Origin of the sequence: Streptomyces sp. CA-251247 (genome assembly GCF_050952975.1) — a bacterium.
GTDB lineage: Bacteria > Actinomycetota > Actinomycetes > Streptomycetales > Streptomycetaceae > Streptomyces > Streptomyces achmelvichensis.
This window is the reverse complement of the sequence record NZ_CP191861.1, coordinates 3153022-3177684: the sequence shown is the minus strand read 5'-3', so window position 1 is coordinate 3177684 and position 24663 is coordinate 3153022. Positions and strand designations below refer to the sequence as shown.

19 protein-coding genes and 1 tRNA gene are annotated in these 24663 nt (G+C 70.0%); 16 read left to right on the top strand and 4 right to left on the bottom strand.

Annotation, left to right across the window (positions count from 1 at the left end; genetic code table 11):
- Window positions 1-357: 357 nt before the first annotated feature.
- Both ACQPWZ_RS13910 and ACQPWZ_RS13905 read left to right on the top strand, forming a co-directional pair.
- Window positions 358-1782 carry an NAD-dependent malic enzyme gene (locus ACQPWZ_RS13910; protein WP_340473342.1) on the top strand — a complete coding sequence of 475 codons (1425 nt, stop codon included), beginning with the start codon at window positions 358-360 and terminating at the stop codon, window positions 1780-1782.
- Window positions 1783-2065: 283 nt separating this feature from the next.
- The gene (locus tag ACQPWZ_RS13905; protein WP_004571953.1) at window positions 2066-2347 is read left to right on the top strand and encodes an HU family DNA-binding protein; all 282 of its coding nucleotides are present in this window, start codon (window positions 2066-2068) and stop codon (window positions 2345-2347) included.
- Window positions 2348-2435: 88 nt separating this feature from the next.
- Here ACQPWZ_RS13905 and murA read toward each other — a convergent pair whose 3' ends face one another.
- Window positions 2436-3776: a UDP-N-acetylglucosamine 1-carboxyvinyltransferase gene (gene murA / locus ACQPWZ_RS13900; RefSeq protein WP_340473338.1), complete on the bottom strand. Its 1341-nt coding sequence runs from the start codon at window positions 3774-3776 to the stop codon at window positions 2436-2438.
- Between the two features lie 281 nt (window positions 3777-4057).
- On the opposite strand from murA, the gene ACQPWZ_RS13895 reads away from it, so the two are divergent.
- The 13 genes from ACQPWZ_RS13895 (at window position 4058) to ACQPWZ_RS13835 (ending at window position 19376) form a co-directional block, all read left to right on the top strand.
- Window positions 4058-4618 carry a YqgE/AlgH family protein gene (locus tag ACQPWZ_RS13895; protein ID WP_313946062.1) on the top strand — a complete coding sequence of 187 codons (561 nt, stop codon included), beginning with the start codon at window positions 4058-4060 and terminating at the stop codon, window positions 4616-4618.
- Between the two features lie 81 nt (window positions 4619-4699).
- Entirely contained in the window at window positions 4700-4987 is a 288-nt protein-coding gene (locus ACQPWZ_RS13890) for a DUF3039 domain-containing protein (RefSeq protein WP_340473337.1), read from the top strand.
- A 235-nt stretch (window positions 4988-5222) separates the two neighbouring features.
- Window positions 5223-6527 (top strand): extracellular solute-binding protein, encoded by a 1305-nt coding sequence (locus ACQPWZ_RS13885; protein ID WP_383246388.1) that lies wholly within the window; start codon window positions 5223-5225, stop codon window positions 6525-6527.
- A 5-nt stretch (window positions 6528-6532) separates the two neighbouring features.
- Complete coding sequence (locus ACQPWZ_RS13880) at window positions 6533-7495, top strand: carbohydrate ABC transporter permease (protein ID WP_340473335.1); 963 nt, start codon at window positions 6533-6535, stop codon at window positions 7493-7495.
- On the top strand, window positions 7492-8331 hold the full coding sequence (locus ACQPWZ_RS13875; protein ID WP_313946066.1) for a carbohydrate ABC transporter permease: 840 nt from the start codon (window positions 7492-7494) through the stop codon (window positions 8329-8331). The genes ACQPWZ_RS13880 and ACQPWZ_RS13875 overlap by 4 nt, the downstream gene beginning before the upstream one ends.
- Before the next feature lie 51 nt (window positions 8332-8382).
- A complete protein-coding gene (locus tag ACQPWZ_RS13870) occupies window positions 8383-10089 on the top strand; it encodes a beta-N-acetylhexosaminidase (RefSeq protein ID WP_433571476.1) in 1707 nt (568 codons plus the stop codon).
- A 286-nt stretch (window positions 10090-10375) separates the two neighbouring features.
- Complete coding sequence (locus ACQPWZ_RS13865) at window positions 10376-11272, top strand: FAD binding domain-containing protein (protein WP_340473333.1); 897 nt, start codon at window positions 10376-10378, stop codon at window positions 11270-11272.
- Window positions 11269-12687 carry a (2Fe-2S)-binding protein gene (locus tag ACQPWZ_RS13860; RefSeq protein ID WP_433571475.1) on the top strand — a complete coding sequence of 473 codons (1419 nt, stop codon included), beginning with the start codon at window positions 11269-11271 and terminating at the stop codon, window positions 12685-12687. The genes ACQPWZ_RS13865 and ACQPWZ_RS13860 overlap by 4 nt, the downstream gene beginning before the upstream one ends.
- A complete protein-coding gene (locus ACQPWZ_RS13855; protein ID WP_340473331.1) occupies window positions 12684-14999 on the top strand; it encodes a xanthine dehydrogenase family protein molybdopterin-binding subunit in 2316 nt (771 codons plus the stop codon). Before ACQPWZ_RS13860 ends, ACQPWZ_RS13855 begins: the two co-directional genes overlap by 4 nt.
- Window positions 15000-15235: 236 nt before the next feature.
- Window positions 15236-15709, top strand: a complete 474-nt coding sequence (locus tag ACQPWZ_RS13850) for a hypothetical protein (protein ID WP_340473330.1) — start codon at window positions 15236-15238, stop codon at window positions 15707-15709.
- 33 nt (window positions 15710-15742) lie between these two features.
- Window positions 15743-17983 (top strand): hypothetical protein, encoded by a 2241-nt coding sequence (locus ACQPWZ_RS13845; RefSeq protein ID WP_433571474.1) that lies wholly within the window; start codon window positions 15743-15745, stop codon window positions 17981-17983.
- Window positions 17984-17989: 6 nt separating this feature from the next.
- Window positions 17990-18682: a hypothetical protein gene (locus tag ACQPWZ_RS13840; RefSeq protein ID WP_433571473.1), complete on the top strand. Its 693-nt coding sequence runs from the start codon at window positions 17990-17992 to the stop codon at window positions 18680-18682.
- 4 nt (window positions 18683-18686) lie between these two features.
- Window positions 18687-19376 (top strand): hypothetical protein, encoded by a 690-nt coding sequence (locus ACQPWZ_RS13835; RefSeq protein WP_433571472.1) that lies wholly within the window; start codon window positions 18687-18689, stop codon window positions 19374-19376.
- A gap of 67 nt (window positions 19377-19443) precedes the next feature.
- Here the strand turns inward: ACQPWZ_RS13835 and ACQPWZ_RS13830 are convergent, their stop codons facing one another.
- Together ACQPWZ_RS13830 and ACQPWZ_RS13825 are read right to left on the bottom strand one after the other, a co-directional pair.
- Window positions 19444-21492, bottom strand: a complete 2049-nt coding sequence (locus tag ACQPWZ_RS13830; RefSeq protein WP_433571471.1) for a serine/threonine-protein kinase — start codon at window positions 21490-21492, stop codon at window positions 19444-19446.
- A 15-nt stretch (window positions 21493-21507) separates the two neighbouring features.
- The gene (locus ACQPWZ_RS13825) at window positions 21508-23712 is read right to left on the bottom strand and encodes a protein kinase domain-containing protein (protein ID WP_433571470.1); all 2205 of its coding nucleotides are present in this window, start codon (window positions 23710-23712) and stop codon (window positions 21508-21510) included.
- Window positions 23713-24047: 335 nt separating this feature from the next.
- Here ACQPWZ_RS13825 and ACQPWZ_RS13820 point away from each other — a divergent pair, with 335 nt between their 5' ends.
- Entirely contained in the window at window positions 24048-24314 is a 267-nt protein-coding gene (locus ACQPWZ_RS13820) for a hypothetical protein (protein WP_433571469.1), read from the top strand.
- 150 nt (window positions 24315-24464) lie between these two features.
- On the opposite strand, the gene ACQPWZ_RS13815 is transcribed toward ACQPWZ_RS13820, so the two are convergent.
- A tRNA-Cys gene (locus ACQPWZ_RS13815) sits at window positions 24465-24536 on the bottom strand.
- Window positions 24537-24663 lie beyond the last annotated feature (127 nt).

Genomic DNA, 24663 nt, shown 5'->3' with positions numbered 1-24663 from the left:
GCGGTCAACTCGTCGTAGGGGAATCACCTTCGGGGAGTCTTTGTTAGCCTGGTTCGTGACACCGGCCCGATCCAAGCCCCCGGGCCCAACCTTCGTCGCTCAGAGCGACCACTTGCCGCGAGGCGAGCATGGCGGGTCGGTGTCACTTACACCACATCGGAAGAGGCCCACGTCCCCTCGGGGACGTGGGCCTCTTCTGTTTCCCCCGCATATCTCGTATGGTGGAAAAAGCTTTCCGAAAACTAAACGACCAGTATTACCTGCTACCCGCAGGTAGGTGCGACCATCGGAGGGCGTCGCCGGGCAGTAGCCACGGCCGCATGGCAATGAAGCTAGGGAAAGCAGAGGAACCCGGTCATGGCAACGGCGCCCAGCGTCTCGTACTCGATGACGGTCCGGCTGGAGGTGCCCGCGAGCGGAACCGCGGTCTCCCAGCTGACCACGGCCGTGGAGTCCTCCGGCGGCTCCGTGACCGGCCTGGACGTGACCGCCTCCGGCCACGAGAAGCTGCGGATCGACGTGACGATCGCGGCCAGCTCCACCACGCACGCCGATGAGATCGTCGAGGAGCTGCGCGAGATCGTCGGCGTCGTCGTCGGCAAGGTCTCCGACCGTACGTTCCTGATGCACCTCGGCGGCAAGATCGAGATGCAGTCCAAGCACCCCATCCGCAACCGTGACGATCTCTCGATGATCTACACGCCGGGTGTGGCGCGGGTCTGCATGGCGATCGCCGAGAACCCCGAGGACGCCCGCCGCCTCACCATCAAGCGCAACTCCGTCGCCGTGGTCACCGACGGCTCCGCCGTCCTCGGCCTCGGCAACATCGGGCCCATGGCCGCGCTGCCCGTGATGGAGGGCAAGGCGGCCCTGTTCAAGCGGTTCGCCGGCATCGACGCCTGGCCCCTGTGTCTGGACACCCAGGACACCGACGAGATCGTCGCGATCGTCAAGGCGATCGCCCCGGGCTTCGCCGGTATCAACCTGGAGGACATCTCCGCGCCCCGCTGCTTCGAGATCGAGGCGCGGCTGCGGGAGGCCCTGGACATCCCCGTCTTCCACGACGACCAGCACGGCACCGCCATCGTCGTGCTGGCCGCCCTGACCAACGCGCTGCGTGTGGTCGGCAAGGAGGTCGGTGACGTACGGGTCGTCATGTCCGGTGCCGGCGCCGCGGGTACGGCCATCCTGAAACTGCTGATCGCAGCCGGTGTGAAGCACGCCGTCGTCGCCGACATCCACGGTGTGGTGCACGCGGAGCGCGAGGACCTCGTGGACGCGGCGCCGGGTTCCGCGCTGCGCTGGATCGCCGACAACACCAACCCCGAGGGTGTCCGCGGCACGCTCAAGGAGGCCACCGTCGGTGCGGACGTCTTCATCGGCGTCTCGGCCCCCAACGTGCTCGGCGGCGAGGACGTCGCGGCCATGGCGGACGGCGCCATCGTCTTCGCGCTCGCGAACCCCGACCCCGAGGTCGACCCGGCAATCGCGCGCCAGACGGCGGCGGTTGTCGCCACCGGCCGCTCCGACTTCCCGAACCAGATCAACAACGTGCTGGTGTTCCCGGGCGTCTTCCGCGGTCTGCTGGACGCTCAGTCCCGCACCGTCAACACCGAGATGATGCTCGCGGCCGCAACCGCGCTGGCGGACGTCGTCACCGAGGACGAGCTGAACCCGAACTACATCATCCCCTCCGTCTTCAACGACAAGGTCGCGGGGGCGGTCGCCGGTGCGGTGCGCAACGCCGCGAAGGCTGTGGGCGTGACCACCGGCGCGTCGTGAGTCGCGGGGCCCCGGCCGCCGCTCTAGGGTGGCGGACCATAGCCCGGCGGCTCCAGGGAGTCTCCAGCGAGTGGACGGAACGTCACCACGACGAGGCAGTAGCGCTTTTCGTGTGACTCTGGAGGGTGCCGGATTGGCTTTCCCGCCGTTGGTGGGGGCAGGATGCGTAATCGGGCGCGAGGGTCTGGAACTGCAGACCCGGGTCCGGGGACTGTCCGAGGGCCCTGGCAGCATCGGCTTCGATCTCACGCCTGACAGGCAAGAAGAACACGGGAGTAAGAACATGAACCGCAGTGAGCTGGTGGCCGCGCTGGCCGACCGCGCCGAGGTGACCCGCAAGGACGCCGACGCCGTGCTGGCCGCTCTCGCCGAGACCGTCGGCGAGGTTGTCGCCAAGGGTGACGAGAAGGTCACCATCCCCGGCTTCCTGACCTTCGAGCGCACCCACCGTGCCGCTCGCACCGCTCGTAACCCGCAGACCGGCGACCCGATCCAGATCCCGGCCGGCTACAGCGTGAAGGTCTCCGCGGGCTCGAAGCTCAAGGAAGCCGCGAAGGGCAAGTAACCCCTAGCGACACGAAGGGCGGCCACCCACTCGGGTGGCCGCCCTTCTGTGCGTTTCCGGGCTCTGAGACGTCTGACGCCCTCCGGCGTCAGACGAGCGCCCCGCCGGGCAGCTCGACCTTGGCACCGAGCTCCATGAGCTTCTGCATGAAGTTCTCGTAGCCGCGGTTGATCAGGTCGATGCCGTGGACGCGGGACGTCCCCTGCGCCGCCAGCGCCGCGATCAGGTACGAGAAGCCGCCGCGCAGGTCGGGAATGACCAGATCGGCGCCCTGGAGCTTCGTCGGGCCCGACACGACCGCCGAGTGCAGGAAGTTGCGCTGGCCGAAGCGGCAGTCGGAGCCGCCCAGGCACTCGCGGTACAGCTGGATGTGTGCGCCCATCTGGTTGAGCGCGGAGGTGAAGCCGAGACGGGACTCGTAGACCGTCTCGTGGACGATGGAGAGCCCGGCGGCCTGGGTGAGGGCCACCACGAGGGGCTGCTGCCAGTCGGTCTGGAAACCGGGGTGCACGTCCGTCTCCAGGGCGATGGCGTTGAGCGAGCCGCCCGGGTGCCAGAAGCGGATGCCCTCGTCGTCGATCTCGAACGCGCCACCGACCCTCCGGTAGGTGTTGAGGAACGTCATCATCGAGCGCTGCTGGGCGCCGCGCACGTAGATGTTGCCCTCGGTGGCGAGCGCCGCGGACGCCCAGGAGGCCGCCTCCAGGCGGTCGGGGAGCGCCTTGTGGTTGTAGCCCCCGAGCTGGTCGACACCGGTGATCCGGATCGTCCGGTCGGTGTCCATGGAGATGATGGCGCCCATCTTCTGCAGCACGCAGATGAGGTCCTCGATCTCCGGCTCCACCGCCGCGTTCGACAGCTCGGTGACGCCCTCCGCCAGCACCGCCGTCAGCAGCACCTGCTCGGTGGAGCCGACCGACGGGTACGGCAGACGGATCTTGGTGCCGCGCAGCCGCTGCGGGGCCTCCAGGTACTGCCCGTCCGCCCGCTTCTCGATGGTCGCGCCGAACTGACGCAGCACGTCGAAGTGGAAGTCGATCGGACGGCCGCCGATGTCGCAGCCGCCGAGGCCGGGGATGAAGGCATGGCCGAGGCGGTGCAGCAGCGGGCCGCAGAAGAGGATCGGGATCCGCGAGGACCCCGCGTGGGCATCGATGTCGGCGACGTTGGCGCTCTCGACGTGCGTCGGGTCGAGCACCAGCTCGCCGGGCTCCTCGCCCGGCCGCACCGTCACACCGTGCAGCTGCAGCAGTCCACGGACGACCCGCACATCGCGGATGTCGGGCACGTTGCGCAGCCTGCTCGGCCCGCTGCCGAGCAGAGCGGCGACCATGGCCTTCGGCACCAGGTTCTTGGCGCCGCGGACGCGGATTTCGCCCTCCAGCGGGGTTCCGCCGTGGACAAGCAGTACATCGTCTGTGCCGGTCATGAATCTCGCGTTCCGGAGGGTCCCCCTCAGTGGTACGAGGGGAAGGTCGGACAGGGGGCCAGAGAAAAGGGTAAGGGGCTGTCACCCCTGCCCCGTAAGGGCAAGGACGCTTCAGACGCGTAATGAATTCGGTACAACACGTACGGTTCATGCGGATTCGCGGAGCGTCACCGCCGGGGGCGGGCTCCGGCCGGTGCCGCGGCCCGTCCTGAGCTGCGCCGGTTCTCACACTGTCCTCGCTCGGGCCCCGCGCGGGGCCAAGATGCGGGATCATGTCTCGCATGACCGAGGTGTCCTCGCTCACAGGGCGGCTGCTCGTCGCCACACCCGCCCTCGCCGACCCCAACTTCGACCGGGCGGTGGTCCTGTTGCTCGACCACGACGACGAGGGCTCGCTCGGCGTGGTCCTCAACCGGCCGACCCCCGTCGACGTCGGCGACATCCTGGAGCCCTGGGCCGGGCTGGCCGGCGATCCCGGTGTGGTCTTCCAGGGCGGCCCGGTCTCCCTGGACTCGGCGCTCGGTGTCGCGGTGATCCCGGGCGACGAGGGGCCGCTCGGCTGGCGCCGGGTCTACGGCGCGATCGGTCTGGTCGACCTGGAGACACCGCCGGAGCTGCTCGGCGCGGCGCTCGGCTCGCTGCGCATCTTCGCCGGGTACGCGGGGTGGGGGCCGGGCCAGCTGGAGGACGAGCTCGGCGAGGGCGCCTGGTACGTCGTGGAGTCCGAGCCGGGCGATGTGTCGTCGCCGCAGCCGGAGACGCTGTGGCGGGCGGTACTGCGCAGACAGCGCAACGAACTGGCGATGTTCGCGACGTATCCGGACGACCCCTCGCTGAACTGACCGGCGGGTGACACCGGAGGCCGACAACGGACCGGCACCGACGGCGCCGGTGGCTCGCGGGTGTGAGTACCCTTGGAGCTCATGAGCACTCTTGAGCCCGAGCGCGGGTCTGGGACGGGAACCCTCGTAGAACCGACGCCGCAGGTGTCGAGCGGCGACGGCGACCACGAGCGCTTCGCCCACTACGTCCAGAAGGACAAGATCATGGCGAGTGCCCTCGACGGCACTCCCGTCGTGGCGCTGTGCGGGAAGGTCTGGGTGCCGGGGCGCGACCCCAAGAAGTACCCGGTCTGCCCGATGTGCAAGGAGATCTACGAGTCCATGGGCCCGGGTGGCGACAAGGACAAGGGCGGCAAGGACAAGAAGTAACCCCCGGCCGCGGACCCACCGGGTCCCGGCGGCCGGACCCCGAACCGGTACGGCCCCTGTGGCGCGCACATGTGCGCGCCACAGGGGCCGTTCGCGTTGCACGGAGTGCACCCGGCGGTCACAAGGTGGTTGAGACCTCTTGTCCCCGTGTTTGAGCGGCTCTAGCCTCCTGCGTGTTGTGCAGCACGAAACGTTGGTTGCGTATGTTGCAACGAAGACCCGTAGGGGATCACCCATGAAGCTCAGCGCCCGAATCGCCGCACCCGTCGCGGCACTTGTCCTGGCGGGCCTCACCGCCACCGCCTGTGCCCCGCAGACCTCCGACAGCAGTGCCGACAAGGACGAGAAGAAGGGGACCCTGCGGGTCTGGCTGTTCCAGGAGGTCAACAACAAGCCCAAGGAGAAGGTCGTCGACGAGGCCGTCGCCGCCTTCACCGAGAAGCACAAGGACAGCAAGGTCGAGATCGAGTACATCCCCGTCGAGACCCGCGCCCAGCGGATCAAGGCGGCCTTCAACGACCCGAAGAGCGCCCCGGACCTGATCGAGTACGGCAACACCGATACCGCCGGCTACGTCAAGGACGGCGGACTCGAGGACGTCAGCAAGGAGTTCGAGGACTGGGAGGACGCGAAGTCCGCCGACCCGACGGCCACCCAGTCGGTCACCGTCGACGACAAGATCTACGGCGCGCCCTTCTTCGTCGGCGTACGGGCCCTGTACTACCGCACCGACGTCTTCGGCGAACTGGGCCTGAAGCCCCCGAAGACGCAGGACGAGCTGATCTCCACCGCCAAGAAGATCCGCGCGCAGAAGCCCGACCTGTACGGGATCGCGGTCGGCGGCGCGTACACCTACGGAGCGATGCCCTTCATCTGGGCCAACGGCGGTGAACTGGCGAAGGAGGACGGCGGTACCTACAAGTCCGCCATCAACAGCCCCGCCGCCCAGAAGGGCATCAAGGCCTACACCTCGCTGTTCGGCGACGACAACTGCCCGGCCGCCAAGTGCGCCTCCATGGGCGGCAACGCGACCGTCACCGCCTTCGCGTCCGGCAAGGCGGCCATGGCGATAGGCGGCGACTTCAGCCACCAGGCCGTGGAAGCGGGCTCGGTGAAGGGCAAGTACGCGGTCGTACCGCTGCCGGGGCTCACGTCCGGGAAGACGGCGCCCGCCTTCGCCGGCGGCAACAACATCGGTGTCCTGAAGAGCAGTTCGCACCGCACGCTGGCGGTGGACCTCATGAAGGAGCTCGCGGGCAAGGAGACACAGCGCAAGCTGTTCGCGGCGATGGGCTTCCTGCCGACGTACACCGACGTGCGCTCCGAGGTGGCGAAGAAAGAGCCGTTCGTCGCCCCGTTCGTCGAGACGCTCGCCTCGGGCGCCAAGTTCGTGCCGGCCTCGCCCGGCTGGGGACAGATCGACTCCTCGCTCGTCCTGCCGACGATGTTCCAGGAGATCGTCAGCGGCAAGAAGGACGTGGCCGCGGCGTCGGGTGACGCCGCCAAGAAGATGGACACGGCGTTCTCCGCCGCGGGCTGACCGCCATGACGCACCAAGCGACAGCCGCCGAGCCGGCCGCGGTCCCCGTCAGGACCGCGCCGGCCCCGGCCGGAAGCCGCCGCACGAAACGGCGCGACGGACGCTGGACCCCCTGGGTCTATCTCGCGCCCGCCCTGGTCGTCCTCGCCGGACTGCTCGTCTACCCGATCTACCAGCTCGGCCTGATCTCGTTCCTCGAATACACCCAGGCACAGGTCAGCGGCGGCGAACCGACCACCTTCCAGGGCCTCGGCAACTACCGCACGCTCTTCGCCGACAGCCAGTTCTGGGAGGTCCTGCTCGCCACCGTCGTCTTCGCGGCGGCCTGCGTCGTCGCCACCCTCGCCGTCGGCTGCACGCTCGCCGTGCTGCTGACGCGCATCCGGGCGGTGCCCCGACTCGCGCTGATGATGGCCGCGCTCGGCGCCTGGGCGACGCCCGCCATCACCGGCTCCACCGTCTGGGTCTTCCTCTTCGACCCGGACTTCGGTCCCGTCAACCGCATCCTCGGTCTCGGCGACCACTCCTGGACGTACGGGCGCTACAGCGCGTTCGCCCTCGTGCTCTTCGAAGTGGTCTGGTGCTCGTTCCCGTTCGTCATGGTCACGGTCTACGCTGGCATCCGGTCGATCCCCTCCGAGGTGCTGGAGGCGGCCTCCCTGGACGGTGCGTCGCAGTGGCGTATCTGGCGCTCCGTCATGGCGCCGATGCTGCGGCCCATTCTGGTCGTCGTCACCATTCAGTCGATCATCTGGGACTTCAAGGTCTTCACGCAGATCTACGTGATGACGAACGGCGGAGGAATCGCCGGCCAGAATCTCGTGCTCAATGTGTACGCCTATCAGAAGGCCTTCGCGTCCTCGCAGTACAGCCTGGGCTCCGCGATCGGCATCGTCATGCTGTTGATTCTGCTGGCCGTCACCCTCGTCTATCTGCGCCTTCTGCGACGCCAGGGAGAAGAACTGTGAGCTCGCTCCGTATCCGCCGTCCCTGGCGCCTCGCGGCCGAGGCATCCGCGCTCGTCATCGCGGTGATCGTGGCCTTCCCGCTGTACTGGATGGTGCTCTCGGCGTTCAAGCCGGCGGGCGAGATCCAGTCCACCGACCCGCGTCCCTGGACGCTCTCACCGTCCCTCGACTCCTTCCGCCGTGTCTTCGAACAGCAGGAATTCGGCCGCTATTTCCTCAACAGCCTGTTCGTCGCCGGGGTGGTGGTCATCGCGTCCGCCCTGATCGCCTTCCTCGCGGCGACCGCCGTCACGCGGTTCCGTTTCCGGTTCCGCACGACCCTGCTGATCATGTTTCTCGTGGCGCAGATGGTGCCGATCGAGGCGCTGACGATCCCGCTGTTCTTCCTCATGCGGGACTTCGGCCAGCTCAACACGCTGGGCTCGCTGATCCTTCCGCACATCGCGTTCTCGCTGCCGTTTGCGATCTGGATGCTGCGGGGCTTCGTGAAGGCGGTGCCGGAGGCACTGGAGGAGGCCGCGTACATCGACGGCGCGAGCCGGACACGCTTCCTGTGGCAGATCCTGTTCCCGCTGGTGTTCCCGGGGCTTGTGGCGACGAGCGTCTTCTCGTTCATCTCCACCTGGAACGACTTCCTGTTCGCCAAGTCCTTCATTATCAGCGACACCTCGCAGTCGACGCTGCCGATGGCGCTGCTGGTGTTCTTCAAGCCCGACGAGAACGACTGGGGCGGCATCATGGCCGGCTCCACGGTGATGACCGTGCCCGTCCTGGTCTTCTTCGTCCTCGTGCAACGGCGCCTGGTGTCCGGCCTGGGCGGCGCCGTGAAGGACTGACGCGGCCGCCCGCCTGCCCCACCCCGCTCCCACCCCTGAAAGGCTGCCGTCATGGAAGACGACGCGTCCCTGATCCCCCGGCCCGTGCTCGTCGAGGCCCCCGGGGCCGCACCGGAGGGCTCCGCCCGGCCCGGGAACGGCCGGCTGCCGCTCGGCGTGCACACCCGCCTCGACGCCGAGGCCGGGACCGAGAGCACCGCCCGGTGGCTGCGCGCCGTGCTCGGCGCCGCCACCGGGCTCACCTTCCCCGACGGCGCGGACCCCCACGGCATCGCCCTGCGCATCAGCCCCGACGTGGAGCGGGAACTGGGGCCCGAGGGCTACCGCCTGTGCACCGACGGCTCCGCCACCGGTGCCGCGGTCGTCGTCGAGGGCGGCAGCCCCGCCGGTGTCTTCTGGGGCGCGCAGACCCTGCGTCAACTGCTGGGCCCCGACGCCTTCCGCGCCGCGCCGCTGCCTCCCGCGGGCCGCACCTGGGACCTGCCGCGCATCGCCGTCGCGGACCGTCCCCGGTTCGCCTGGCGCGGCATGATGCTCGACGTCTCACGGCACTTCCTGCCGAAGACCGATGTGCTGCGCCAACTCGACCTGCTCGCCGCGCACAAGCTGAACGTCTTCCACTTCCACCTCACCGACGACCAGGGCTGGCGCATCCGGATCGAGCGCCACCCCCGTCTCACCGACATCGGCTCCTGGCGCACCCGCACCAAATACGGCCACCGGGCCTCCGACCTCTGGGACGAGACCCCGCACGGCGGTTACTACACCCAGGACGACATCCGCGAGATCGTCGCGTACGCCGCCGACCGGCACATCACCGTCGTTCCCGAGATCGACATCCCCGGCCACTCGCAGGCCGCCATCGCCGCGTACCCGGAACTGGGCAACACCGACGTCCCCACCTCTCCCGACGGCAAGCCCCTGGCCGTCTGGGACACCTGGGGCATCAACCCGAACGTCCTCGCCCCCACCGACAGCACCCTGCGCTTCTACGAGGGCGTGCTGGAGGAGGTCCTCGCGCTCTTCCCCTCCACGTTCATCCACATCGGCGGCGACGAGTGCCTCAAGGACCAGTGGAAGGCCTCCCCGGCAGCCCAGGCCCGCATCACGGAGCTGGGCCTCGCCGACGAGGACGAACTCCAGTCCTGGTTCATCCGGCACTTCGACACCTGGCTGGCCGCCCGCGGCCGCCGGCTGATCGGCTGGGACGAGATCCTGGAGGGCGGTCTCGCACCCGGCGCCGCCGTCTCCTCGTGGCGCGGCTACGCGGGCGGCATCGCGGCGGCGGAGGCCGGCCACGACGTCGTGATGTGCCCCGAACAGCAGGTGTATCTGGACCACCGGCAGGACGGCGGCCCCGACGAGCCCATGCCCATCGGCTACGTGCGCACCCTGGAGGACGTCTACCGCTTCGAGCCCGTGCCGCCGGGGCTGTCCCCGGAGGCGGCCGCGCACATCATGGGCACCCAGGCCAACGTCTGGACCGAGGTGATGCAGAACCGGGCCCGCGTCGACTACCAGGTCTTCCCGCGGCTCGCGGCCTTCGCCGAGGTCGCCTGGTCGGCGCTGCCCGCGTCCGCCGACCGGGACTTCGCCGACTTCGAGCGGCGAATGACCGCCCACTACCGCCGCCTTGACGCCCTCGGCGTCGACTACCGGCCGCCCGGCGGCCCGTTGCCGTGGCAGAAGCGCCCTCTGCCCGAAGGAATGACGGGCAGTCTCGGACGCCCGATCGAGGGTGCGCCCCCAAACGTGTGAGCCCGGCGCAAGCCCGGTGCTCGGGGCCGCGCATGCTGTCACGGTGGAAGGGCCGTGAGGAATACCCGCAACGGTCACCGAAGAGTGGCAATCCGCCTGTGATTCCGATGGCGTTCCAAAACGGTCGAACACTGAATGAAGGGTGCATCCGGTACGGATGCACCCTTCGCGGACCCGTTCGTCGGTCGGCTCGGAAGATGTGCCAGAGTTGCCACGTCCGGGCTGTGAGCACGTACGGTACGGCCAGCACGGGCGGGACAGCCGGACACCGGGAAGGGGCAGCTGGGTGACCACGCACGCACCGCAGACATCGCAGTCGGTGACGCTGCCGGCCTCGCTCGACGAGGCCGTGGCGGCGCTGAGCGACATGCCCGCCGCCGTGCCGGTCGCCGGTGGCACCGACCTCATGGCCGCCGTCAACCGTGGCCAGCTGCGTCCCTCCGGACTCGTCGGCCTCGGCCGCATCAGCGAGATCCGCGGCTGGCGCTACCTGGACGGACACGCCCTGCTCGGCGCCGGCCTCACCCACGCCCGCATGGGACGCCCCGACTTCGCCGCCCTCATCCCCGCACTCGCCGCGTCCGCGCGCGCCGCCGGCCCGCCCCAGATCCGCAACGCGGGCACCCTGGGCGGCAACATCGCCACCGCGGCCCCGACCGGCGACACCCTGCCCGTCCTGGCGGCCCTGGAGGCAGACCTCGTCATCGCGGGCCCCGGCGGCAGCCGCCGGGAGATCCCGGTGTCCCACCTGCTGGCGGGCCGCGAGATGCTCGGACCGGCCGAACTCATCGGCTTCGTACGCGTCCCCCTGCTGCACGCCCCCCAGGTCTTCGTGAAGGCCACCGGCCGCACCGGCCCCGGCCGCGCCACCGCGTCCGTCGCCGTCGTCCTCGACCCGGTACGGCGCGGGGTGCGCTGCGCGGTCGGCGCGATCGCGCCGATGCCGCTGCGGCCGCTGGAGGCCGAGCGCTGGATCGCCTCACTGATCGACTGGGACGGCGAGCGCGGACTCGCGGGCGAGGCGCTGGCGGCCTTCGGGGAGTACGTCGCGGCGGCGTGCATTCCCGACCCGGCCCCGGCCGAGCCGGGCCAGGCGCAGCCCGTGCTGCCGCCCGCCGTACTGCATCTGCGGCGCACGGTCGCCGCGCTGGCCCGACGTGCACTGGGGAGGGCGCTGTCGTGAGCAACGAAGAGAATCCGCGGGGGCGGGCGCCGGAGCACGGCGGCTGGGAGCCGACGCCTCAGGGCGAGTACGACGCCGAGGCGACCGGCTTCTTCCAACTGCCCCCCGAGGGCTCGCAGGACGGCGCGCCGCTCGCGGCGCCCGGGCACGGCTACGTACCGCCGATGATCATGCCGCTGACGCCGGTGTCCGACCCGTCGGTGCCGGAGGGCTGGCACGTCCAGCAGCCCACCGGCGAGCCCGAGACCGTGCAGTGGCCCGAGCCCGGCGGGTCCGCCGGCCACGGTGAGCAGTACACGGACCGGTACTCCGCGGACGCGCACGTCACCGGCCAGTGGAGCTTCACCGAGGGCGAGCCCGCACCCGCCTCCGACGTGACCGGCCAGTGGACCATCCCGGTCGCACAGGGCGATCTGCCGGAGGAGTCGGGCGAGTTCGCCGCCTCCCTGCTCCAGTCCCAGTGGGGCACCGCACCGGCGACCCTGCCGGGCGGTGCGTCCGCGCCGTGGGCGAGCGAGGCACCGGCGACGCTGCCCGGCGGCGCGCCCGCGCCCTGGGCCACGGCGCCCGCCGGCGGGAGCACCGCGGACGACGAGCGCACACCGGAGCCCGAAGCCGCGGAGCCGCCGCTGGTGGAGGACACCCCGGTCGAGCACGCCTCGGCCGAGCGGCGCGAGGAGGAGAGCGCGGGGGAGGAGAGCGCGGGGGAGCCGTCGCGGGACGCGTACGCCCCGGAACCCTCTGCTGCCGAGAGCGCTTCCGCAGAGCCCGCCTCGTCCCCTGAGCCCGCAGCCTCATCGGAAGCTCCCCTCTCCTCGACCGGCACCGAGGAGCACCCGCCCACCTCCTACGTCCTGCGCGTCAACGGGGCCGACCGGCCCGTCACCGACGCCTGGATCGGCGAGTCACTGCTCTACGTGCTGCGCGAGCGCCTCGGCCTCGCCGGCGCCAAGGACGGCTGCTCCCAGGGCGAGTGCGGCGCCTGCAACGTCCAGGTCGACGGCCGCCTCGTCGCCTCCTGCCTGGTCCCGGCGGCGACCGCCGCCGGATCCGAGGTCCGTACGGTCGAAGGCCTCGCCGGCGACGGCGAGCCGTCCGACGTGCAGCGCGCCCTCGCGGCGTGCGGCGCCGTCCAGTGCGGCTTCTGCATCCCCGGTATCGCGATGACCGTGCACGACCTGCTGGAGGGCAACCACGCCCCCTCGGAGCTCGAGACCCGCCAGGCCCTCTGCGGCAACCTCTGCCGCTGCTCGGGCTATCGCGGCGTGCTCGACGCCGTGAAGGAGGTCGTCGCCGAGCGCGGAGCGAGTGCGGCGGCCGCCGCCGAGGCGAGTGAGGAAGCGCGCATTCCGCACCAGGCGCCGCCCGGTGCCGGTAGTGTGCAGCCCCACCCGCACGACGGAGGCATGGCGTGACCAGTGACGCGGCCACCACCGCGACGCCCCAGACGGCCGGTGCTCCCCGCCCCGACCAGCCGACCCACGGCCTCGGTGCCTCCCTGCCTCCCGCCGACGCCCGGGCCAAGACCGAGGGCACCTTCCCGTACGCCTCCGACCTCTGGGCCGAGGGCCTGCTGTGGGCGGCCATCCTGCGCTCCCCGCACCCGCACGCCCGGATCGTGTCGATCGACACCTCCGCGGCGCAGGAGATGCCCGGTGTACGCGCCGTGGTGACGCACGAGGACATTCCGGGCGACACCGCCTACGGCAGGCGCATCGCCGACCGCCCCGTCTTCGCCTCCGAGATCGTCCGCCACCACGGCGAGGCGCTCGCGGCCGTGGCCGCCGACCATCCCGACACCGCCCGTCTCGCGGCAGCCGCCATCGCCGTCGAGTACGAGGTGCTCGAACCGGTCACCGACCCCGAGAAGGCCTTCGCCGCCGAGCCCCTGCACCCCGACGGCAATCTGATCCGGCACATCCCGCTGCGCTACGGCGACCCGGACATCGCGGGCGACATCGTCGTCGAGGGCCTGTACCGGATCGGCCGCCAGGACCCCGCGCCCATCGGCGCGGAGGCCGGTCTCGCCGTCCCGCGCCCCGACGGCGGGGTCGAGCTGTACGTCGCCTCCACCGACCCGCACACCGACCGCGACCTGGCCGCCTCGTGCTTCGGCCTCGACGCCGAGCGGGTGAAGGTCGTCGTGACGGGAGTCCCCGGCGCCACCGGCGACCGCGAGGACCCCGGCTTCCAGCTCCCGCTCGGCCTGCTCGCACTGAAGACCGGCTGCCCGGTCAAGCTGACGGCCACCCGCGAGGAGTCCTTCCTCGGCCATGCCCACCGCCACCCGACCCTGCTGCGCTACCGCCACCACGCGGACGCCGAGGGCCGCCTGGTCAAGGTCGAGGCCCAACTGCTGCTGGACGCGGGCGCGTACGCCGACGCCTCCTCCGAATCCCTCGCAGCAGCCGTCGCGTTCGCCTGCGGCCCCTACGTCGTCCCGCACGCCTTCATCGAGGGCTGGGCCGTCCGTACGAACAACCCGCCCTCCGGCCATGTGCGCGGCGAGGGAGCCATGCAGGTGTGCGCGGCCTACGAGGCCCAGATGGACAAGCTGTCCGCGAAACTGGGGCTCGACCCGACCGAGGTCCGGCTGCGCAACGTCCTCGCGACCGGCGACATCCTCCCCACCGGCCAGACGGTCACCTGCCCGGCCCCGGTGGCCGAACTGCTCCAGGCCGTACGGGACTTCCCGCTCCCCTCCCTGCCCAAGGACTCGCCGGAGGACGACTGGCTCCTGCCCGGCGGACCCGAGGGCGCCGGCGAACCGGGCGCCGTCCGCCGGGGCGTCGGCTACGCGCTGGGCATGGTCCACATGCTCGGCGCCGAGGGCACCGACGAGGTCTCCACCGCGACGGTGAAGGTGCATGACGGGGTCGCCACCGTCATCTGCGCGGCCGTCGAGACGGGCCAGGGCTTTTCCACGCTCGCCCGCCAGATCGTCCAGGAGACGCTCGGCGTCGAAGAGGTCCATGTGGCCTCGGTCGACACGGACCAGCCCCCGGCCGGCCCGGCGGCCCACGGCCGCCACACCTGGGTCTCGGGCGGCGCGGTGGAGCGGGCCGCGAAGATGGTCCGCACACAGCTGCTTCAGCCGCTGGCCCACAAGTTCGGCATGTCCACCGAGCTGCTCCAGATCACCGACGGCAAGATCACGTCGTACGACGGTGTGCTGTCCACGACCGTCACGGAAGCGCTGGACGGCAAGGAACTGTGGGCGACCGCCCAGTGCCGCCCGCACCCGACGGAACCTCTCGACGGCTCGGGCCAGGGTGACGCGTTCGTGGGCATGGCGTTCTGCGCGGTGCGCGCGGTGGTCGACGTGGACATCGAGCTCGGCTCGATCCGCGTGGTCGAAATGGCGGTGGCCCAGGACGTGGGCCGCATCCTGAACCCGGCCCAGCTCGCCAGCCGCATCGAGGCGGGCGTCACCCAGGGCGTCGGCACGGCCCTCACCGAAAACCTCCGCACGGCCCGCGGCCTGGTCCGCCACCCGGACCTCACGGGCTACGCCCTGCCGACCTCGCTGGACGCCCCGGACATCCGGATCGTGAAGCTGGTCGAGGAACGGGACGTGGTGGCCCCGTTCGGAGCCAAACCGGCCAGCGCGGTCCCGGTGGTGACCTCCCCGGCAGCGGTCGCGGCGGCGGTTCGGGCGGCGACGGGCAGACCGATCAACAGGCTCCCGATCAGGCCGCAGGCGGCGGTGGCGGTTCCGCAGGGCTAGGTCGTGTCCGCAACCTCTCGTTGAGTTCGACACTCCCTCGGACACGTCCGGGGCGGGCCCCGCCTGAACTCCGCCCCGGCCGCGCCGGACCCGGGATCGTCGCCCCGCGTCCACCGTGCTGGAAACGGCACAGCTGAAAGCGGCATGGCCGATAGCACTTGCAAGTGAGTGAAGCCCTTCACTAGGTTCGACCCGCAGTGTGCCCATACGACGGGACGCGCGGGGGAGGAACCTTCATGGCGTGGGACGAGTGGGAGCAGCTCAACAGCGCGGCGGTCGAGCGGGAGCCGACCGGGATGCAGCTCAATCAGGTGCCCGCGGATCCGGGCGGGTCCGGCACGGGCGGCCTCGTCGTGAACCAGGACGACCTGGGAGCCGTCGGGCACGAGGCGTTCATTCTGCACGGCGAGCTGGGCAAAGGTGCGGACCTCGCCGGGATGGGGGCGGACAAGAGCGGGGCCGGGTCGACGATGCAGGCCTCTTCGGAGCTCTCGCGGAACCACTTCGCCCTGGGCCCGGCCCTCGGAACCGCCCTGAGCATGTGGGACACCTCCCTGAAGACCCTGCTGCAGGCCTGCGCGCACATCTCCAACCACCTCGACTACAGCAAGGGGCAGCACGCGAACGACGACGCCCAGATCGCCGCTTCACTGCGGCATCGGGACGGCAGCGCGGAGTCCTGGTCGAAGATCAACGAGTACTTCAAGTAAACGCGGGGAAACGGGCGGAACAGGGGAACAGCGGTGGGCAGCCTCACTCTCACAGACCTCGTCGAGGTCGATCTCAGCAAGCTGGGCACGGCCGTCGCGGACTGGAAGAAGGCCGCCGACAACCTCAAGAAGCTGGCGGGCAACGCCGACAACGGCATGTACGCCAAGTCGGAGCGTGCGCGCTGGAAAGGTGACAACGCCACGGTGACCCGCGACTTCGTCCGCAAGACGAAGAAGGAGTTCGCCGACGCCCAGGCGCAGGCCCAGACCACGTATCAGCTCCTCGAGGACGCCCACTCCGAACTCGTCGGCATCCAGAAGAAGGTGAAGACGGCCGTCGGCACGGACGCGGCCCATCTCGGCTGCCGGATCGAGGACATCGGCGGCGGGGCCGTCCGCTGGTTCTTCCCACACGTACGGGGCGACACCGACGAGCGGACCCAGGCACAGCGGGACGCGGCCCAGGCCCTGGCCGACCGTGTGGCCGGACTGATCGGACACGCGTCGGAGATCGACGCCTCGGTGGCGCGGGCGCTCGGCAAGTCGCACGGCAACGATCCGAACAACTTCGGGCACACGAACTACGACTCGCTCGACGCGGCCCAGGAGGAGCGCGCCGCCGAACTCGCCCAGAAGAGCCTCAAGCTCTACAAGGAGGGCAAGGAGCTGTCGGAGGAGGAGCTCAAGGAGCTCCGCACGATCCTCAAGTACAACGCCGACGACCAGCCCTTCGCCACCAAGCTCTACCGCGACCTCGGCCCCGAGGGCGCCCTCAGGTTCCAGGCACAGATCTCCCTCGACGGCACCGCCGAGGGCGGCACCCAGCTCCAGCTCGCACGCAGCATCCAGGACAGCATGGGCATCGCGCTCGCCACCGCGCAGCCGAAGCTCGGCGACGAGTACACCCAGGAGCTGATGAAGCTCGGGCGCAGCAACCTCGACCTGGAGATGCTGGGCAACCGCATCGAGCCCAAGGGCTACCAGGTGCTCGGCACCCTCTTGCGCCACGGCACGTACGAGAAGGGCTTTCTCGACAAGGTCGGCAACGACATGATCGCGTACGAGCGGGAGATGGACGGCGGCGCCTGGTCCCGCCCGGACGGCAGCTACGCGGGCATGAAGGGCTTCGGCCTCAACGCCGACGCGACGGGCGGAGGCGGCTGGGACCCGCTCACGGGCCTCCTGGAGGCGTACGGCCGCAACCCCGACGCCTCCACCGCCTTCCTCCAGGCGAACGTCGCGGGCCCCGGCGAGAGCATGACCAACCTCGACTACCTGATGGGCATGGGCTCCGACGGCAAGGGCGAGGGCGCCCGCACCTGGATCCCCGACGCGACGTCCCCGATGACCGCGGGCGAGGACAAGGTCTTCGGCAAGGACGCCCTCGGCCACGCGCTCGAGGCGGCGACGACGGGAATGCCGTTCGACCACGGCCCGGTGTCCCCGCACCCGGAGCACACGCCGGAACGCCTGGCCATCATGGAGAAGGTGGTCAACTCGCTGGCGGGGGACCCCAAGCTGATGGACGACAAGATGGCCGACAGCATGGGGCGCATGGCGGGCGAGTACATGCCGGAGATCAACAACACGCTGCGGCAGAGCGACAGCTTCGGGGACCTGTACGGGCATCCGCAGAAGTTCGACACCATGGCGACCGTCGAGTTCCTGGACGTGCTGGGCCGGAACCCGGAGTCGTATGCCGAGGCGACCCTCGGGGCGGAGAACTATTCGGCGACGTTGATGAGCGATGTCGTCAAACACCCCGACAGGTTCTCCGGCACGCCGGCCGTGAACCTGCAGCACATCGCCTACGGCACAGGAACCGTCGAAGGCATCCTGGGCGGCGCACGGCACGACGAGATCGTCACCGGCGGGCAGCTGAGCGACAAGGACTACAACGAGCAGCTGCAGAAGCGTGCCGACATGTTCAACTCGGTCTTCGGCTCCACGGTCGGTCTGGCCACCGAGCGGGTTCCCGTGGCAGGGGAGATCATCAACGGCGTCACCGAGATGGTGGTGGGCGAGGTGGTCGAGGGAGCCGAGCGGAACACCGCGGCGGAGACGGCGGACGAGGCCGGAAAGGCTTCGTTCGACGCCCGGCAGAACGCCACCGAGCAGGCGCTCAACGGCCTGTCCGTGGCCGGCATGCCGGCTGGTGCCAACGAGACGGACATGCGCACGAACGTCGACAACCAGTCCGAGGTGGGCTACGACCACGGCGTAGACATGCATAGAGACGCAAAAGACTTCTACCAGCGAAACCCTCCGGAGTAGGCGAGCATGTCGGTGTCTGTGAAGTCCGCGCGGGGCAAGATCGTTGCCCTCGCCGCAGTGTTGTTGGTCGCGGCCGTGGGCCTGGGGGTGTGGCTCTGGGTGGGCGACGACAAGGAGGACAGCACGCCGCTGAGCGCGCCGGCGAAGCCGTGTTGGGACGGGACGCCGAGCCCCGAGTCCATGCAGAAGCTGCTCGGGCCGGGCAAGCAGTTGATCCTCCGGAAGTCGCCGTATGGGGTGATCAAGGATCACTCGACGACCCGGTGCAATTACGACGTCCAGGATGCCAACGGTGTGGAGCCCTTGCTCTCGGTGTACCTGAGTTGGCACCGCGAACCGCCCAAGGTGTCCGATCTCCCTGTTCCCGGCGCCGGCCCTGGCGACGAGGTGAAGGAGTTCGACGCTGGGATGCTCGCGTACTACCTGCGGGCCACGAACCGGCTCTACTTCCGGTGCGATGTGAATCAGCCGAAGGACGCTCCGGACAACCTCCGGAACGACAAGTACGTGAGGGTGGACGTCGCAGCGCACCCGATGGACTCCGCTGATCTCACCGCGAAGCAGGCACGTGAAGTGGGCCTCGGCATGGTCCTGGAGGTCGCCCACAAGGTCGCTGGCCAGGCCGGTTGCACCAACGACACCAACCTTCCGAAGACTGCTCCACAGGTCAACGAGCCGAACTGGCCTCGGTTCCATTAGGGGTATGCCGGTGACGAGAATGCCCGTGCGGGGCAAGGTCGTTGCTCTCGCCGGAGTGTTGGCGATCGCGGCTACCGGGCTGGGTGTCTGGCTCTGGGCGGGCGACAAGGGGAATGCCAAGCCGTTGAGCGCGCCGGCGAATCCGTGCTGGGACGGGATGCCGAGCCAGGGGTCGATGCAGAAGCTGCTCGGGCCGGGCAACAAGTTCTTCATCTCGAAGTCGCCGTACAGGGTGATCAAGGATCACTGGCCGAGCCACTGCGCTTACGACGTCGAGAGCGACGACCGCGTGGAGCTCGTGCTCTCGATGCATCTCAGTTGGGACAACGAACCTCCCAAGGCGGACGACTTCGAGGCTGCCGGCGCTCTCAGGGGTGACCAGGCGAAGACGTTCGACGCCGGTGTGCATGCCTACTATCTGGGGCCCACGAACCGGCTCTACTTCCAGTGCGATGTGGATCAGCCGAAGGACGCTCCGGAATACATCCGGAACGACAAGTACGTGGAGGTGAACGTCCTGGCGCACCCGATGGACTCCGCTCATCTCACCGCGAAGCAGGCCCGCGAAGTCGGTCTCGACATGGTCCTGGAGGTCGCCCACAAGGTCGCGGACCAGGCCGGTTGCACCAACGACACCAACCTTCCGAAGACTGCTCCACAGGTCGCCGACGCGAACTGGCCTCGTTTCCACTAGGGGCGCGCTGTTTGCACGTGTCCTGGTGGAGAGTCATGTCGGTGCAGCTGCCCGAGGGCCCCGGCGCTCAGGCGCGGACGGGGAAGGCGGCAAGGGTCCCCGCGTGAGCGACGAAGAGACGGTTGCCGTCGCCGGACATCGTGTACGTACCGGTGCTGTCGGGCGAGTAGTCGTCGAGATACTCACCGTCCCGGGCGCTGTAGGCCTCGACCCCACCGTCGTTGATCGTGGGGGACCATACGGTGCCGGCCTGAACAACCGGCGCCGCCTCGGAAGTCACGTTCGAGAAGGACGTCCACTGCTTGCGCCCGGTGCTCGCCGCGAAACGGTGGAGCAGGCCCTCAGCGGCGTACACCTCGTTGCCGCGCACGGTCGGTGGCCCCCAGCTCTTGGTCTCCGCAGGAACGGACCACACCTTCTTCCCGTCGCCGAGCGAGCGGGCCGTCAGCGTCCCGCCACCGAGGTAGACCCTGTCCTTCACCACGGCCGGGGCGGTGGCCTCCGTGCCCTGGGAAGGGATGTCCCAGACCGTGCGGCCGGTTGCCGTGTCCACGGCGGCCACCTTGCCGTCGGAGGAAAAGAGGACCAGCCGTCCCGCGCCTGCCGCCGCCGCCGGCGGATCGGCCGCCGATGTGCGGACGGGGGTCGTGACCGACCACAGCGTCTTCCTCGTGGCGACGCTGATCGCGCGCAGGCGGCGCTCCCGGGTCATCACGTAGACCGTGCGGGCGTCAGCGGCCAGGACGACTTCGACGGAGCCGGGCAGCGTCCACGCCCGGACACCGGTCGATGCGATGTGGGCGTGCAGCGCGCCCGCCCCGTCCACGCCGACGACGAGCCTGTCGGCGACGGTGACGTAGCCGGCCCAGGACTCCACATCGGGGGCCGCCCATTTCTGTTCGCCGTCCGTGACACGGCGAGCGGCGAGTCCGCCGCCCGCGGCGCCGAAGACCACGACATCGCGAACCGGCAGGGGAGCGCGGGTCTCGAAGTCCGCTCCGCTCAACGGGCCCCACAGCGGTTTCAGTTCCGCGTCCACGGCCCATGGCTCGGCCGCCGCGGGGCGAGCGGCTGCCGGTGGCACGTCGACCGGCTTCTCGGCGTCAGGGCTGTCCTTGCCGTTGTTGAGCCACCATGCGGCGGTTCCGCCGCCGGCCGCGACGACCGTGCCCGCCGTGGCGAGGACGGTGAGCAGCCGACGCCGGGAGGGCCGGGCCGGATCGTCGGACCGCGTCGTCGTCAGCGCGGCCGCGCCGGCTTCGCGGTGTGCGATGTCCGCGGCCAGTGGGCCCTGACGCCAGACCTTCTCGGCCCCGCGTGGCGGCGTGAGGGCTTCCGCGATCTGGGCGGGCAGCGGACGCTCCGCGGGGTTCTTGGCCAGACACGGCAGGAGCAGGGGACGGAGCACGTCGGGCACATGACGCATGTCCGGCTCGCCGTGCACCACCTGGTACTGCACGCCCGCCACGTGAGGGCCGTCGTAGGCGCGTTGTCCGCCCGCCGCGTACACCAGGAGCGCCCCGAGCGAGAAGACGTCGGCCGCGGGGCCCACGCGCTGCCCGAGCACCTGCTCCGGAGCGCCGTAGCCGGGGGTGACGGGGATCTGACCGGTCGTGGTGAGCGTCAGGCCGTGCTCGGGCCGGGCGATGCCGAAGTCGATGACACGCGGGCCGCCGGACGTCAGCACGATGTTGGGCGGCTTGAGGTCGCGGTGGATCAGACCGGCCGCGTGGATGTCCTGCAGGGTCCGCGCGAGGGAGGCGGCGAGAGCGCGGAAGGCGGGCTCGTCCAGCGGACCGTACGCGGTGACGGCGTCGTCGAGTGTGGGGCCGGCGAGGAACTCCGCGGCGATCCAGGGCCGTCCACCCTCCGTTCGGGCCCCGAGGACCCGCGCGACGCCCCTGCTGGTCACGGCCTGCGCGGTCTGAGCCTCCCGCAGGAAGCGCTGTGCCAGGTTTCCGTCGTGCGCGAGCTCGCGCCGCAGCACCTTGACGGCCGCCGCCCGGCCGGCGTTGTCCCGCCCGAAGTAGACCTTGCCCATGCCTCCTTCGCCGAGGATTCCGAGCAGGCGGTAGGGGCCGAGGCGCAGGGGGTCACCGGTGCTGAGGGGAATCATCGGCCTGGTGCTTTCTCACTGGAAGGGCAGGGCGGTGGTGGTGTTCGCTTCCGCGCAGATCAGATGCTTCGCACGTGAGTCCGCCGCGAAGTAGGCGGGTGAACTCCGGTATGTCCATGCGGACTTCCGGGTGCGGAGGTCGACGGCGCGGATCCCGGTGTCGAGCTTGACGTACGCGTACTTCGTTCCGATGACCGGGGGGAACTCCAGGTCCGGAGTCTCGTTCTTGGTCAGGTCCTCGATCTCCGCCCACAGAAGCTTTCCCGTCGCCGCGTCGAGGGCGACGAGACCCCGGTCGCCCTCGACCGCGTACACGACGCCGCCCTTCACCGTGGGGGCGCCGTACGCCCGTTGATCGGGCTCGATCTCGCCCTGGTTGCGGCCGGCGCCGAACTGCCAGACGGATTTGCCGTCCGAGAGGCGCAGGGCGTGGATGAGCCCGCTGGAGACATAGACGTGCTGATCGTCGACGGCGAGTGGGTTCTGGACGACATTGGCGGGGTCCTTGATACGGCGGGGCACGTACGTGCCCCAGAGCCGTTCACCGGTACGAAGGTGGGTGGTGAAGACGTGGATGTCGTGCGGCCCTTCCGGGTCCTCGTTCTCATAGCGGCACAGGACCAGCCGGTCGCCCACGATCGCGGCTCCGATGTCGGACGATCCGTACCCGGGCGTTGCCGCCCGCACGGCGTTCTCCCAGAGCTTCTTCCCGGTACGCAGGTCGACCGCCAGCGCGTACCAGTCCTTCCCCTGCTCGCCGGGCTCGCCGTGCGGTGCCGCGTACTTGCGGGCCACCAAGCAGAGCACGCCTTGCGCCACTGCGAGCGCTTGGGCGTCACTGCTCCCGCCCGCGTAGTCGTCGAGCGTGCCGACGTGGCGGAACGGCGTGCCGGCAGCGGGCGTGAAGGTGTGTACGGCCAGTCGCCGCGATGCGTCGGGGGTGGGCAGGAAGCCGTACATCGTCGTGCCGTCCGAGGTGATCTGGTTCCATCCCTTGATCACTTGCTGGGACGCCCAGAGTTCCTTGCCGGTCTTCACGCTCAGGCCGACGAAGCTCTCGCCCGAGAATGTGGCGATCGCGTTGCCCAGCGGGAGGAAGTGAGCCCGTTCGTTCGCCTTGCCGGTGTCGGCGTTCCAGAGCGGGCGGGGGCCGGCCGCCGGATCCGCATCCTTTCCCGACGGGTCGTCCTCCGTCCCGCCGAGCCACAGCCACGCCCCCGCCCCCGCGGCGGCCACTCCCAGCACCGAACCGCCGGTCATCGTCAGCAGCTTGCGGCGAGAGACGGCTGTGGGCCGGGAAGAGTCGGGCTCCGGCGGCGGGGGCGGCAGGCGGCGCGGGTGGAACTGCCAGACCTCAGAGGCCCGACGGGCGATCTCCGCCAGCACCAGATCGGGCAGATGGTCAGCGAACTGCCCACCCCCGTCATGCAGTTGGGAGATCAGCTGTGATGTCGTGAGCCGCGCCGCAGGGTCCTTCGACAGGCACCGGGCCAGGATGGGGACGAGCGCGTCGGGAACGCCGCCGAGATCGGGATCCGCGTAACGGACGCGATAGAGCAGGTCGGCGGCCTGCCCGACGCCGAAGGGACCATGGCCGGAGGCGGCGAAGACCAGCACACCGGCGAGGGCGAACACATCACCCGCCGGGGTGTGTTCCAGGCCGGTCGCCTGCTCGGGGGACATGAAGGCGGGCGTGCCCGCCGCCGAACCCGTCCGTGTGAGGCGGTCGTCGCCCGCCGCCCGCGCGATACCGAAGTCGATGATCTTGGGCCCGTACCCCGTGACCATCACGTTCGAGGGCTTGAGGTCGCGGTGGACGACGTCGGAGCCGTGCAGCTGCGCAAGTGCGCCGGAGAGGGCGGCGCCCAGGGCGCGGACCGAGGCTTCGGGCAGCGGGCCCGCCAGCGCGACGGCGTCGTCCAGTGGCGGGCCGAGGACGTACTCCGTGGCCAGCCACGGCGTCTCGGCGAGCGGGTCCGCGTCGACGACGGTCGCGCCGTGGTGGCCGCCGATGACGCGCGCCGCGTCCGTCTCCAGCTGGAAGCGCGTGCGTGAGGCGGGGTCCGACGCGATGCCCGCATGCATCGTCTTGAGCGCGACGGTACGGCCGCCCGCTGACCGGGCGAGATAGACGGTCCCCATGCCTCCGCTGCCGAGACGGGCGAGGAGGCGGTAGGGACCGAAACGGTCGAGGTCGTCGTGGGCGAGGGGTTGCAGCATCGGTCAGGCTGCGCCGGCAACGGCGTGGGCACGCCTGCGCGGAGGTGGCGATGTGCGCGGTCGTCCCATGTGTGCATCCCCCTTGACGTGTCCAACGGCACGGAGAGTTTAGCGATCACCTGGAAGACCACCGCAGGCGCACCTTGCGACTGCAAGCACGGGCAACTCGCGACCGGCCCGCCGGGTTGGTCCCGACACCGCCTACCCCGTGGTCGCCGACCCCCGCTACACCTGGGGCATGATCACCGGCACCGTGTGCATCCCGAAAAGGGAGCACGGCTGACCGCGGCGGCCGGATGGACACATCTCGGCTTCCGATTGTGAAAGGTTGCGGAATGAATACTCTCACCGTTCTGGCGGCGGCCGCTTTCGGCTCCAACGTGTATCTCATGACGTTCTCGACGGTGAGATGGCTGAACCAGCTGGCCTCGCGCATCAAGGTCGCGGGCCTGGTGGTGACCGGCATGGTTCTGTGCGCAGTTTTCGGGATCATCGCGTTCGCGAGCCAGAGCGTCACGATCGGATTCATCGTGGGTGCCGGTATTACACCGCCCGTACACCAGTGGATCCTGCAACGACGCAGGCACGTCGCCAGTTCCTGACCCTTCGGTGAACTCGAACCCTGGGGAACCCGATACCTGTTCTGTCCACGGAGGTCGGGTGCGGTGACAGTGATCACCGTCTGGGGATCTTGAACGAGTAAGGGCACCCCTGAGGGGGTGCCCCTGTCGTTCCTCCTGGTCAAACACGTGAGGCCGTGGCGGGAATCGAACCCGCGTAACTCGCTTTGCAGGCGAGTCCCTGAACCACTCGGGCACACGGCCGTGTTTCTCTTCTGAACCGACCGTAGGCGCGGCCCCCTCGCCGCTCAAGAGCGGCGGGCGCCCTGCAATACGACTGCCACACGGCGTTCATGGTCGTACGACCAAGGGACCAGTCCGGACCCGTCCA

Excerpts from the sequence above, each read along its gene's own strand:
- ACQPWZ_RS13910 (WP_340473342.1), top strand. The coding sequence starts at position 358 with ATGGCAACGGCGCCCAGCGTCTCGTACTCGATGACGGTCCGGCTGGAG.
- ACQPWZ_RS13905 (WP_004571953.1), top strand. The coding sequence starts at position 2,066 with ATGAACCGCAGTGAGCTGGTGGCCGCGCTGGCCGACCGCGCCGAGGTG.
- murA (WP_340473338.1), bottom strand. The coding sequence starts at position 3,776 with ATGACCGGCACAGACGATGTACTGCTTGTCCACGGCGGAACCCCGCTG.
- ACQPWZ_RS13895 (WP_313946062.1), top strand. The coding sequence starts at position 4,058 with ATGACCGAGGTGTCCTCGCTCACAGGGCGGCTGCTCGTCGCCACACCC.
- ACQPWZ_RS13890 (WP_340473337.1), top strand. The coding sequence starts at position 4,700 with ATGAGCACTCTTGAGCCCGAGCGCGGGTCTGGGACGGGAACCCTCGTA.
- ACQPWZ_RS13885 (WP_383246388.1), top strand. The coding sequence starts at position 5,223 with ATGAAGCTCAGCGCCCGAATCGCCGCACCCGTCGCGGCACTTGTCCTG.
- ACQPWZ_RS13880 (WP_340473335.1), top strand. The coding sequence starts at position 6,533 with ATGACGCACCAAGCGACAGCCGCCGAGCCGGCCGCGGTCCCCGTCAGG.
- ACQPWZ_RS13870 (WP_433571476.1), top strand. The coding sequence starts at position 8,383 with ATGGAAGACGACGCGTCCCTGATCCCCCGGCCCGTGCTCGTCGAGGCC.
- ACQPWZ_RS13850 (WP_340473330.1), top strand. The coding sequence starts at position 15,236 with ATGGCGTGGGACGAGTGGGAGCAGCTCAACAGCGCGGCGGTCGAGCGG.
- ACQPWZ_RS13840 (WP_433571473.1), top strand. The coding sequence starts at position 17,990 with ATGTCGGTGTCTGTGAAGTCCGCGCGGGGCAAGATCGTTGCCCTCGCC.
- ACQPWZ_RS13835 (WP_433571472.1), top strand. The coding sequence starts at position 18,687 with ATGCCGGTGACGAGAATGCCCGTGCGGGGCAAGGTCGTTGCTCTCGCC.
- ACQPWZ_RS13830 (WP_433571471.1), bottom strand. The coding sequence starts at position 21,492 with ATGATTCCCCTCAGCACCGGTGACCCCCTGCGCCTCGGCCCCTACCGC.
- ACQPWZ_RS13825 (WP_433571470.1), bottom strand. The coding sequence starts at position 23,712 with ATGCTGCAACCCCTCGCCCACGACGACCTCGACCGTTTCGGTCCCTAC.
- ACQPWZ_RS13820 (WP_433571469.1), top strand. The coding sequence starts at position 24,048 with ATGAATACTCTCACCGTTCTGGCGGCGGCCGCTTTCGGCTCCAACGTG.